The 12,554-nt window shown below is 41.2% G+C and carries 10 protein-coding genes and 1 rRNA gene; 3 read left to right on the top strand and 8 right to left on the bottom strand.

The window, feature by feature from the left end; all coding sequences use genetic code 11:
- Nucleotides 1-23: 23 nt before the first annotated feature.
- From P20311_RS18150 to purL, 5 genes are all read right to left on the bottom strand, one after another.
- Nucleotides 24-359 carry a YdbL family protein gene (locus tag P20311_RS18150; protein WP_008115577.1) on the bottom strand — a complete coding sequence of 112 codons (336 nt, stop codon included), beginning with the start codon at nt 357-359 and terminating at the stop codon, nt 24-26.
- Between the two features lie 9 nt (nt 360-368).
- On the bottom strand, nt 369-551 hold the full coding sequence (locus tag P20311_RS18145) for a YnbE family lipoprotein (RefSeq protein ID WP_008115575.1): 183 nt from the start codon (nt 549-551) through the stop codon (nt 369-371).
- On the bottom strand, nt 544-2,760 hold the full coding sequence (locus tag P20311_RS18140) for a YdbH domain-containing protein (protein ID WP_238529463.1): 2,217 nt from the start codon (nt 2,758-2,760) through the stop codon (nt 544-546). The genes P20311_RS18145 and P20311_RS18140 overlap by 8 nt, the downstream gene beginning before the upstream one ends.
- Nucleotides 2,753-2,977, bottom strand: coding sequence for a hypothetical protein (locus P20311_RS19405; RefSeq protein WP_008115572.1), 225 nt, complete (start codon nt 2,975-2,977; stop codon nt 2,753-2,755). The genes P20311_RS18140 and P20311_RS19405 overlap by 8 nt, the downstream gene beginning before the upstream one ends.
- A gap of 185 nt (nt 2,978-3,162) precedes the next feature.
- Entirely contained in the window at nt 3,163-7,053 is a 3,891-nt protein-coding gene (gene purL / locus P20311_RS18135; protein ID WP_008115570.1) for a phosphoribosylformylglycinamidine synthase, read from the bottom strand.
- A 211-nt stretch (nt 7,054-7,264) separates the two neighbouring features.
- Here purL and mltF point away from each other — a divergent pair, with 211 nt between their 5' ends.
- Together mltF and P20311_RS19170 are read left to right on the top strand one after the other, a co-directional pair.
- Nucleotides 7,265-8,710 carry a membrane-bound lytic murein transglycosylase MltF gene (gene mltF, locus P20311_RS18130; RefSeq protein WP_008115569.1) on the top strand — a complete coding sequence of 482 codons (1,446 nt, stop codon included), beginning with the start codon at nt 7,265-7,267 and terminating at the stop codon, nt 8,708-8,710.
- Between the two features lie 135 nt (nt 8,711-8,845).
- Complete coding sequence (locus P20311_RS19170) at nt 8,846-9,016, top strand: hypothetical protein (RefSeq protein ID WP_008115566.1); 171 nt, start codon at nt 8,846-8,848, stop codon at nt 9,014-9,016.
- On the opposite strand, the gene tadA is transcribed toward P20311_RS19170, so the two are convergent.
- Nucleotides 9,013-9,519: a tRNA adenosine(34) deaminase TadA gene (gene tadA, locus P20311_RS18125; protein ID WP_008115564.1), complete on the bottom strand. Its 507-nt coding sequence runs from the start codon at nt 9,517-9,519 to the stop codon at nt 9,013-9,015. The genes P20311_RS19170 and tadA overlap by 4 nt on opposite strands.
- A gap of 177 nt (nt 9,520-9,696) precedes the next feature.
- On the opposite strand from tadA, the gene P20311_RS18120 reads away from it, so the two are divergent.
- Nucleotides 9,697-11,001, top strand: coding sequence for an inosine/guanosine kinase (locus P20311_RS18120; RefSeq protein ID WP_036985324.1), 1,305 nt, complete (start codon nt 9,697-9,699; stop codon nt 10,999-11,001).
- A gap of 22 nt (nt 11,002-11,023) precedes the next feature.
- On the opposite strand, the gene glsB is transcribed toward P20311_RS18120, so the two are convergent.
- Both glsB and rrf read right to left on the bottom strand, forming a co-directional pair.
- Nucleotides 11,024-11,947 (bottom strand): glutaminase B, encoded by a 924-nt coding sequence (gene glsB / locus P20311_RS18115; protein ID WP_008115561.1) that lies wholly within the window; start codon nt 11,945-11,947, stop codon nt 11,024-11,026.
- 435 nt (nt 11,948-12,382) lie between these two features.
- Nucleotides 12,383-12,497 (bottom strand): 5S ribosomal RNA (gene rrf, locus P20311_RS18110).
- Between the last annotated feature and the right edge of the window lie 57 nt (nt 12,498-12,554).

The raw sequence follows: 12,554 nt of genomic DNA, 5'->3' as shown, positions 1-12,554 counted from the left end.
TTGGTTTTTAATAATGCACAGAGTTATTTTTTAACCCACTCACCATTAACTTCAACGAAATGCCCTGCTTGGGTTTTTTCAATGGTTTTTGCCGCTGCTAATGCTTCTACTTGAGCAAGTGACAAGTTGTTCTTTTTCGCAAGTTTTAAATATTGTGCTTTGCGCTTTGCGTTAATTTCATCAACAACCGCTTTAGCCTCTGCATTTTGTACAACCAAACCTAAATAACCTGAGCTATCTTCACCCACAAGCCCTTGGTTTTTAGCATCATCTAAACTGATTGCCCAAGCAGAAAATGACAATAAAGCGGCACTTAAAAGTGTGATCACGTTTAACTTTTTATTTTTTAATAAACTCATAATTGCTCCTTAGAATAACTCACTGTCATCGCTAAATAAGTCATCTAGCTCTTTATCAACTTTTACGCGAATTTCATGATCAACCTTCACATTTAAATTAATGGTGATAGGCTCTTTCGCTGCCACTTCAACGCGGTGCGTACATGCACTAAGCAACCCCAGTGCTGTAAGTATTATCAGCCATTTAGTCATTTTTAGTTCCTTTTGTTGAATACTCTTGTTCAACTTTTTGAGTAATTTCATCACTTAAGCGCAATGCTCTTAAGAGTGTAAAAACATTTTCTTCATGGTTGTAATTAAAGTTAACTTGCTGCGCCTGTTCCTTATTGTATCCCTTTAAGTTTACACCTAAATAAAGCCAACCGTCAGGCTTTAAGTCAACACTACTGTTTAAGCTCTGAATGTCTAAATCTTCCAACAAGCTTAAAATCGGGTCCAGTTCTTGTTGCTGAGCTTTAACTGCATCAAAAGCTGCATTGTCAGTAATAACTAGTTTACCTGTTCCTTGGTTAGATAATTCACCGGATTTTACCGAAATACCTTGTTGATCAAAGTAAACGGGTAAGCGGCCATTCACTCGACCAGTTAGTGTAATGCCCGATTTATCATCTAAGGTAATAAGTTTACTCGCATCAATATTTTCAAATGTGACCAAAGACTGCTGCGCTTTTTCCGTCACTTTGTAGCTATCCAAAGCAAAACGACCACCAAGTACATCAGCAGTTATTTCTTCAGCGCGAGCAATAGAGTTCTCAACACTAAAATTACCGACAATATTACTCACAACAGCACCTGCTCGTAACTCATTTAATTCAAATGTAGTAGGAGCCACATTAAGCTGCCCTGAATCATAAGAACCCGTTAAGCGACTGCTAAAATGCTTAGCTAAATAATCGTTGTATAAGCCACTTACCTGTTCGACTTGAAATGCAAACTCAGCCTGCTGTAAATTAACATCTCCGCGAACAACTCCATTAAAGCTACCGTCGGTCAGCGTGGCTAATGGTTCAAACTGCTGTAAAACAGGGTTAAATTTAGTCACAGCTTGATCTGCAACTGTTATCTCAAATGGGTGTTCCACAGCAGATATGTGGTGACTGGCTACCAACTCAATACCATCAATAAATACATGATGTGAGGCTTGAAGCGCCCGACTTTGCAGGCCTTTAGAGCTTATGCGAATATTACTTAGGTTTAAAAGATCACTGTTAAGTTGGGTAAGTTTAGTTTCACTGTTTAAATCGACAAATAATTCGCCAACAGCCAAACTAGAAGATGCTGATAATTGATTATTTACACCACGCACTTGGTATTGCTCATAAGCCACTGAGCGTAAATGGCTATCCAAGCTTGCGTTGATATTTTGTTTATCGTCAATCTCAGTCGTAAACTGTGCCTTGTAGCCCTTTACTGTTAATTTATCAAAACTAAGCTCAGCAAAACCAATCTCGCTGGTTATTTTCGCATTTTGCTGACGCTGTAAAACATTCTCTATTTGAAATAGGCCAGTGCTTGCTACCTTTTTAGCTGATACAGGTAAAAAACCAGGCAGCTCATCGACGTTTAATTGGTAGTTGCCATTCACAGCCAAGTTATTTAAAGCTGCATCTATTTCTATATGCTCAATACCTTCGCTGATAAACAATAACTTAATATTGCCTTTGGCATACTCTAACGGCTGCTGAATATTAATTGCTAGGTTTTTCAGGCTCAGCTTCGTTTCACTATTTTTAGTGTTTAATAGCATTGACGGTATAACAAGTTGTCCGTTTTCAAACTTTACCGTATCACTAAGCATCAATTGCCATTTTAACGGCAGCTGCTTGGCTACAAATTCACGCTGTGATTGATTGTTTATAAGTGCCAAACAATCACTTTCAAACGTTACCAAGCTGGTTAATTGCTGTGTATTTAACAAGGCTTTTTTATCGTTAAAGTGATAGTAAATATTCATATCACCAAAAGCCTTTAGCGTTACTGGGCATTTACTAAACTGCTGTGTAAACTCAGCATCTATGTTTGATTTTATATCAACGGATAACCCATCAAAGGTGAACTCATGCCCACTGTTTAATGAAAACGCGGGTATCGGCTTTATCTTTGTTAGTAATCCATCAACTAACTTAAAGTGACCAGTAATTTTATGATTGCTGACTGTTACCTCTGCGATTGCATCACCTGAAATCACAAATGTATTTAGCTTCTCTTCACCAATGCTAACTACCAGTTCATCATGAAGTTGTGGGTGGGTAATTAACAATCTTTTGATATCAATTTTCGGCCGCTCTTTGGGTAAACTAAGTGCCAGCTTTTTGAAGGAATTATTACTTGCTGAGACACTCTCGCTATCATTTAAACGAAGATTAGCGCGGCCAACAGTTATTTTTTTTGTATCAGCCACAATGCTCAATTTGATGGCCTTGGTAAGTCAAACATAATCGGTTTACGTTTAAGCTAATATTTGCATTTAGTGACCAATCTAAACAATGTAGTTCAACACCAGATTGGCTCAAAGATGGCGCTATAGCCCATTGAGTTATAGGCATACGAAATACATAACCCAGTGTTAAAACACTCAGAAATAAAAACACGATTCCCCATGCGATGCGTTTGATCATACTATCCTTATTGAACCTTGAACCTTGAACCTTGAACCTTGAACCTTGAACCTTGAACCTTGAACCTTGAACCTTGAACCTTGAACCTTGAACCTTGAACCTTGAACCTTGAACAGTCTAAACAAAAAAGGCTGCACAAGGCAGCCTTTTTATCTTACATTTAGATCATGAATCCAGCGTGTATATTAACCTACATTTTTACGCGCATTTCTAAACATACGCATCCATGGGCTATCCTCGGCCCACTCATCTGGGTGCCAAGAGTTAGCAACCGCACGGAATACACGTTCAGGGTGTGGCATCATTACAGTTGCACGACCATCTGTTGATGTAATACCGGTGATCCCTTCAGGTGAACCATTCGGGTTTGCTGGGTACTGTGTTGTTGGATTACCGTAGTTATCAACGAACTTAACTGCTACGGTGCCGCTTGCAAGTGCAGCCTTAGTTGCCGCATCATTTGCAAATTCTGCATGACCTTCACCATGTGAAACTGCAATTGGCATACGTGAACCTGCCATACCATTAAAGAACACCGATGGGTTTTCTTGAATTTCAACCAGACTAAAGCGTGCTTCAAAACGCTCTGACTTATTAGTTACAAAGCGCGGCCAATGTTCAGTACCTGGAATCAACTCTTTTAATGTTGATAGCATCTGACAACCGTTACATACACCTAAGCTAAAGGTATCTTCACGATGGAAGAAGCTTTGGAACTGATCGCGTGCCATATCGTTAAACAATATTGACTTAGCCCAACCTTCACCCGCGCCTAATACGTCACCGTAAGAGAAGCCACCACACGCCACTAAACCTTTAAACTGTTCAAGCGTTAAACGACCTTCTAAAATATCACTCATGTGAACATCTACCGCAGCAAAACCAGCACGGTTAAACGCAGCAGCCATTTCTAGGTGCGAGTTAACGCCCTGCTCACGTAAAATAGCCATTTGTGGCTTAGCACCTGTCGCAATGTACGGTGCAGCAATATCTTCGTTTAAGTCAAAGTTAAGTTTAACGTTTAAGCCTGGGTCTTTTGCATCAAATTTAGCGTCAAACTCTTGCTTAGCACACTCAGGGTTATCACGACGCGCTTGCATCTGATAGGTTGTTTCGGCCCAAATTGTACGAAGCTCAGTACGCGTATGATTAAGTACTGTTTGCTCACCACGATTAAATACAATGTTATCGTCATTATTAAGCGAGCCAATCACATGGCTAATTGCGGCAACACCATGCTGCTCAAATACAGCTTTTACAGCATCTAAATCACTGTTTGCTACTTGAATTACAGCACCTAACTCTTCGTTATAAAGCGCTTCAATATCAGAGCCTGTCAAAGTCGCTAAATCTACGGTTACACCGGTATGTCCGGTAAACGCCATTTCAGCGATAGTAGTAAACAAGCCACCGTCTGAACGATCGTGATACGCAAGTAGCTTGCTATCAGCCACTAGCGCCTGCATAGCATTGTAAAAGCCTTTTAGTAACTCAGGGCTGTCTACATCAGGAGTAACATCACCAAGCTGCTTATATACTTGTGCAAGGCTTGATGCGCCCAGTCGGTTTTTACCCGCACCTAAATCAACTAAAATAAGCGAAGTGTCGCCCTTATCAGTGCGCAGCTGTGGAGTCACCGTTTTACGCACATCATCAACGCGCCCAAAGGCTGTAATAATCAGTGATAGAGGCGATGTTACTGATTGCTCAGTTGTATCATCTTCATTTTTCCATGTCGTTTTCATCGACATCGAGTCTTTACCTACTGGGATTGTTAACCCAAGTGCTGGACATAACTCTTCACCTACGGCTTTTACCGCTTCATATAGACCTGCGTCTTCGCCAGGGTGACCCGCAGCCGCCATCCAGTTTGCAGATAACTTAATGTTTTCTAAGCCACCAATATTAGCACCAGCAATATTTGTAAGAGACTCGGCCACAGCCAAACGTGCTGAGGCGCCATAATTAAGTAATGCCGCTGGAGTACGTTCACCTAGTGACATAGCTTCACCGTGGTAGGTATCGTAAGTTGCTGCGGTAACTGCACAGTTAGCCACAGGCACTTGCCAAGGGCCAACCATTTGATCGCGCGCTACTAAACCAGTTACAGAGCGGTCGCCAATAGTAATCAGGAACGTTTTTTCTGCAATGGTTGGTAAACGTAATAATCGCTGCGCTGCATCCGCAGGATTAATAGCATCCATATCAAGTGCAGTACCGACTACTTGCTGCGACGTAACATCACGATGCATTTTAGGTGCTTTACCTAATAATACATCCAATGGTAAATCTACAGGGCTGTTATCAAAATGACTATCCGCAACCGTTAAATGACGCTCTTCTGTTGCTTCACCAATAACTGCATATTGTGCGCGCTCACGCTTACAAATTGCTTCAAAGCGTGCAAAGTCTTCAACGCCCACAGCAAGCACATAGCGCTCTTGCGATTCATTACACCAAATTTCGTGTGGTGCCATGCCCGGCTCATCATTAGGGATATCGCGTAGTTGGAATTTACCACCACGTCCGCCATCATTAACAAGCTCAGGGAATGCATTTGATAAACCACCAGCGCCCACATCGTGTATAAACGCAATAGGATTTGCATCACCTAGCTGCCAACATTTGTCGATCACTTCTTGACAACGACGTTCCATTTCTGGGTTTTCACGCTGAACTGATGCAAAGTCTAAATCTTCATTTGATTGACCCGATGCCATACTTGATGCAGCACCACCACCCAAGCCAATGTTCATTGCAGGGCCACCTAGTGCAATGAGTTTTGCACCAACTGGAATATCGCCTTTTTGAACATGATCAGCACGGATATTACCTAAACCACCGGCAAGCATAATTGGCTTGTGGTAACCACGTACCTCTTCACCATTATGGCTTGTTACTTTTTCTTCGTAAGTACGGAAATAACCTAATAAATTAGGACGACCAAACTCGTTATTAAATGCAGCGCCACCTAGTGGACCTTCAGTCATTATATCAAGTGCGTTTACAATACGACCCGGCTTACCAAAATCGCTTTCCCAAGGCAGTTCAAAACCAGGGATACGTAAGTTAGATACAGTAAAGCCCACTAAACCCGCTTTTGGCTTAGAGCCTCGACCGGTTGCGCCCTCATCACGGATTTCACCGCCTGACCCAGTTGCGGCACCAGAAAAAGGAGCAATCGCTGTTGGGTGGTTATGGGTTTCAACTTTCATTAAAATTTCAATGTCTTCTTGATGATACGCATATTCACCTTGCGCATTCGGGAAGAAGCGACCCGCCTTTGAGCCTTTCATTACGGCTGCGTTATCTTTATAAGCAGACAGTACATTTTCAGGATTATGCTCAAAGGTATTTTTAATCATTTTAAACAGCGACTTTGGCTGTTCAATACCATCGATAGTCCAATCAGCATTAAATATTTTATGACGACAATGCTCTGAGTTTGCTTGTGCAAACATGAATAATTCGATGTCGTTAGGATTGCGCCCTAACTTGATGAAGTTTTCAACTAAGTAGTCAATTTCATCATCAGCAAGTGCAAACCCTTGCTCTATATTGGCTACGGCTAATGCTTCACGGCCGCCACCTAAAATATCAACTGATGACATTTGGCGAGGTGCATCACTGCGAAATAACTGCGCTGCATCTTCTAATTTACTATGAGTAGCTTCAGTCATGCGGTCATGAAGAAGCGCTGTAACCTGTGTAAGTTGCTCGGCGCTTAAATCACCTTCAACATAGTAAGTAATACCACGCTCAACTCGGTGAACTTGCTTAAGCCCACAGTTATGAGCGATATCAGTCGCTTTTGAAGCCCATGGCGAAATAGTACCAGGACGAGGCGTTACTAATACCAACTGACCCGCTGGCGCATGCTCAGCAATTGTTGGGCCGTAAGTTAGCAACTTTTCTAGCTTAGTTTGCTCATCAGTGTTTAATGGCGATGTTAAATCGGCAAAGTGAGCGTATTCGGCATATACATTGGTGACAGGAAGTTGCGATTGTTGGCAACGCGCTAAAATTTTATTAACTCTGAACTCTGAAAGTGCTGGTGCACCACGAAGGATCAACATAAGTAATTTCACCCGGGGTTAGGGATTGAACGATATTTTAGGCGCGTATTATAGTCCAAATTACTCTCAGATTTAACTCAAAAATGCGCTTTTCATTAAATTAACTTTTTCTTTTTGTTTACACCAATTTTTTACTAACTGCGATTAAACGGTAAGTGACGTAATCAGTAAGTTTTGTTATAACAGGAGATACGATGCTAAAGAGGCGAATATGTTGAAGATAAAGCTAATAACAATCATTACGTTAGTCATCCTTTTGTGTGCCTGTAACACACAAGAGCAGTCAACACAGCTTGCCCAAATTAAAGCAGAAAATAAAATTCGTGTTGGTACACTCGCCAGTGCAAGTAATTACTATCAAGCTGTTCAAGGTGAACAAGGGTTTGAATTTGAACTATCTCAGGCATTCGCCGACTACCTTGGGGTAGAGCTCGAAATTGTGCCCTTTTTTAATTTATCCGATATGTTTGCGCGCTTAGATAGTGGCGATCTCGATTTAATTGCCTCTGGACTTACTTTTAACAAGGCGCGCGCCGAACGTTACCGCTATGGCCCAACTTACAGAACAATTAGTCAAAAATTAGTATTTAAACAAGGCCGAGAACGCCCAAGAGATTTTGATGATTTAACTGGTAACTTCACTGTTATTGCCAAAAGTAGTCACTCGCTCACATTAGAGGAAATACAACAAAACAACCCAGATTTAACTTGGAATGAAACCGAAGAGTTTGATGAAGAAGAGTTACTACAAGCCGTTATTGATGGGGAAATAGATTACACCTTAGCGGATTCTCATACATTAGCGTTATTTAGGCGCTATCATCCTAACTTGAGTATTGGCTTTTCAGTTACCCGTAATGATTCAATTGCATGGATACTTCGAAAATCAAATGATGATTCTTTATACGCATTGCTAGTTCCTTTTTTTGGTGAAGCAAAACAAAACAATCAACTTTATGTGCTTGAAGAGAAGTATTTTGGCCATGTCCGTCAGTTTAATTACGTTAATACCTTAGCTTATATAGATGCCATAAAAGAAACACTGCCTAAATATCAACCTTGGTTTATGCAATATGCGGGTAGCCTTGATTGGCGCTTACTTGCTGCATTGAGTTATCAAGAGTCGATGTGGAACCCACGAGCTAAATCGCCAACGGGGGTGCGCGGTATTATGATGCTAACAAGGCGCACTGCAAAACAAGTCGGTGTTACTAATCGCTTAGAGCCAGAACAAAACATACGTGGCGGTGCTCAATACTTAGCAAAATTAATCAAGCGTATACCAGATAGAATCCCGCAGCCTGATCGAACTTGGCTTGCACTTGCCGCTTATAATGTTGGTTGGGGCCACGTCAATGATGCCCGCATAATTACTGAGCAACAAGGCGCTAGCCCTGATAAATGGGCTGATGTTAAAAAGCGCTTACCATTACTAGTAAAAAAACGTCACTACCGTAATACCCGCTATGGCTATGCTCGCGGTGATGTTGCAGTGACTTACGTTGATAATATTCGTCGCTATTACGATGCGCTTGTTTGGCTGGATGAAAATGACGCAATGGCAACTATACCGCCAGCAAGCGAAACAAAAGAGCAGACTATTAAACCAGATGAGGCAAATCAACGTACTAGTGATGAAGTCGAAAAAGAGAAATAAATATGCTATGAAATTTCGCGCTGAATTAGCGACATGCCAGAAAAGCAAATAGTTGTTTACTTGCAATCAATTATTCAATAATCTGGCTCAATTGTATTAAAATTTGTGTCATCACCAAGCACATAAGGATAAGTCATGCTTAAACGTAGACGTACACATCAACTTAAACGTTGTATAAAGCACTCAACTGCTACTCGCCGTCGAGTGATGTTAAGAAACTTGCATAAAAAGGTTATTTGGCGTCGCCGCATGTTCGCTATGCAACAAATGGCTGAGTTAGATGCTCTAATAGCAGCAGCTGACTAATCGCTGTTAGCAATACGAGCGGCTAGCTTTGCAGCCTTTATTTGTGCTCGACGGCGCTTAAAAAAACTCGAAATAGTCTCTGCACATTGTGTCTCTAATACCCCACCCGTTATTTCTACCTGATGGTTCAAACGAGGTTCTTGCAACAAGTTCATAATTGAACCAGCAGAACCCGTTTTAGCATCGGCTGCACCAAATACTAAGCGTTTAATTCGGCTGTGCACCAATAAACCTGCACACATAGAGCACGGCTCTAACGTGACATACAAGGTGCAATCAATTAAGCGATAGTTATTAAGCACTTTTCCGGCCTCTCTTACCGCTATCATCTCAGCATGAGCCGACGGATCATTATCAGTAATTGAGCGATTATAACCCGCACTTATAAGCTGATTATTTTTGACAATAATAGCGCCTACAGGTATCTCATCGAGTTGCTCTGCTTGTTTTGCATACACAAGGGCTTGTTCCATCCAATATTGGTCGTCAAATGGCTCTGTCATGATTATTACTTAACTATTTTTTATGCCGTAATTATACCAACTTAGCGTAATAAAATGCGTTATTGATCACTTTATTGCAAAAATAAAACAAATTTAAGTGGTTTGCCATGGCTCATAAGGCGCGATTTACGCTATAATCTCACGCTTTTTTTATTTAGCTCACAACACGGGTAGCAAATGAAATTTCCTGGACGCCGCAGGCATAAACATTATTTTCCAGTGGAAGCCAAAGATCCACTGACCAATCAACTTAACGCCACAGAGCGATTACACCGCAGCTATATTACGGGAATCGATCAAATCGTTGTTGATATAGAAGCTAAGGTTGACCAAGCTTTTCTCGATGAATTTCAATTGCGCCGAGGGATGTCGCAAGTTATAGATAATGACATCACTAATGCTTTATACGATCGCTTAAAACTAAACGATATGGTCGATTACGAATTCGCAGGAGGAACCGTTGGCAACACAATGCACAACTATTCCGTACTTGCTGATGATCGTTCGGTACTATTAGGCGTAATGAGCGAAAATATAAAAATAGGCAGTTATGCTTATCGATTTTTATGTAATAACTCAAGTCGTGTAGATTTAGACTACTTACAACCAGTCGATGGTCCTATTGGCCGTTGCTTTACCTTGATTGATGAAACAGGTGAGCGCACGTTTGCTATTAGTGCTGGCCTGATGAATTACCTAAAGCCAGAGTCAATTGATAAAGAGCTAATAGAAGGCTCATCAGCATTAGTCATCAGTGCTTATTTAATGCGTACTCAAGGTGATGAAACCATGACCGAAGCGACCATGCAAGCAATCAAGTACGCTAACGATGCAAATGTACCGGTGGTATTAACTCTAGGGACTAAGTTTCTTATCGAGCAGGACCCGACATGGTGGGCTAACTTTGTAGAAAAGCATGTTGATATACTTGCTATGAACGAAGAAGAAGGCCAAGCAATTACTGGATATGAAGATCCACTTCTTGCTGCTGACAAAGCATTAGACTGGGTTGACTTAGTTATTTGTACAGCCGGTGAAAAAGGCTTATTTATGGCTGGCTTTGTTGATGACAGCTGCAAACGTGAAACAGAGTACCCATTATTACCGGGTGCTATACCAGATTTTAATCGTTATGAATTTTCACGTGCAATGCGTAAAGTTGACTGTGAAAATCCTATAAAGGCATACAGCCATACTGCGCCGTTTATGGGTGGGCCTGACTCGATTAAAAATACCAATGGTGCCGGTGACTGTGCTTTAGCCGCGGTTTTACATGACTTATCAGCGAATGTTTATCATAAGTTGAATGTTGCTAATTCAGCAAAGCATCAGCAACAGGCCATTACCTACTCTTCGCTCGCACAAATTAGCAAATATGCTAACCGTGCAAGCTTTGAAGTACTTGTACAGCACTCTCCTCGCTTATCTCGTGGTTTGCCTGAGCGCGAAGATTGTTTAGAACAAGTGTATTGGGATCAATAAGATCCCGTTACGCTAAACAAAGCTAAAATATCGATATATCAAGCTTTTTAGATAGCAGCTCTAATGCTGCTATTCCCGCCACTGAGTTACCAAAAGAGTTTAATCCCGGTGAATAGACTGCAACTGTAAACCTATTCGGTAACACCGCTAATATTGTTCCAGAAACACCCGATTTACCCGGCATACCAACACGATAACCAAAGTCACCCGCTGCGTCATATAACCCACTGGTAAATAACAACGAATTTAGTTGCTTGTTTTGACGACTAGAAAGCACTCGTTTTTTTGAGCTGTAATCGATCCCTTTATTGGCTAAAAAATTGTACGCCTTAGCAAGCTCGATACAATTAAGTTCTATGGCACAAAAATTAAAGTATGACCAAAGCACATCATCTACTTCATTCTCAAAGTTACCAAATGATTTCATTAAATGTGCCATTGCCGCATTTCGATGCCTAAACTCATACTCTGAGTTAGCTACTTGTTTGTCTATTACAATGCTTCGATTGCCTGACAAATCGCGAAATGTTTCAAGCATAGAGTGCATAGGTGCAGATAAACGACTATACAGAGCATCACAGGTAACAATCGCCCCTGCATTAATAAATGGGTTACGTGGAATACCTTTTTCAAACTCAAGCTGTGTCAAAGAGTTAAACGCCGTACCTGAAGGCTCTTTGCCAACTCTATTCCATAATTCATCGCCATAGCGTTGCAACGCTAATGTCAGAGTCATAACCTTAGAGACAGATTGAATTGTGAAACGTTGCTCACAATCACCGGCGCAGAAAATTTCTCCGTCCGTAGTATAAATAGCAATAGAGAACTGCTCAGGAGAAACCTCTGCCAATGCCGGTATATAATCGGCAACTTTACCCTGCGTTAGTAAAAGCTTAACCTCTTGAGTTATCTCATTTAACACTCGTTGATAATCACTCGTTGGCAATCGACACCTCAATAATACGAAATCTAAAACCAAATTTTAACACGTCAGATCCATAACCGCATGGTAATGTTGAGCAAATAGGGGATTCGCTGATATCAATGAAAATATTTCACTACAAACTTCGAAACTATTACAGCATAAGTAAACCATAGTAAGGGCTTTAAGTTCCTACTTTTTTTACTTTAATCTGATGCCTTTAATTAGAGTCGGTGGGCTACTTCGTAGCCACAGCGCAGTAGAATGTCGCAGTGCCCACAGCGATAAAAAGTCACATAGCAAATGCGATGCTATCATTGTGTCGGGGCGGCCTTCCGCGGGGCTCGCCTTCGAGCTGTTTTGTTTGACTACTGAGTTTGGCATGGGCTCTTAGATATTTACTAAACTCCAGACAGCAAAAAACCCGTTACATTGCTGTAACGGGTTTCTTTAATTGGATCCTGGTAATGTCCTACTTTCACATAACAAATGCTACACTATCATCGGCGCTGTTTCGTTTCACTACTGAGTTCGGCATGGGGTCAGGTGGGTCCAAAACGCTATTGTCACCAAGAAAATTCTTTTCAATTTTCTTATTATTAATTTTTAAATTTAAAGTCTTTCGACTAAA

The organism is Pseudoalteromonas sp. BSi20311 (genome assembly GCF_000239875.1).
Classification (GTDB): Bacteria; Pseudomonadota; Gammaproteobacteria; order Enterobacterales; family Alteromonadaceae; genus Pseudoalteromonas.
This window is presented reverse-complemented; position numbering and strand designations above follow the sequence as displayed.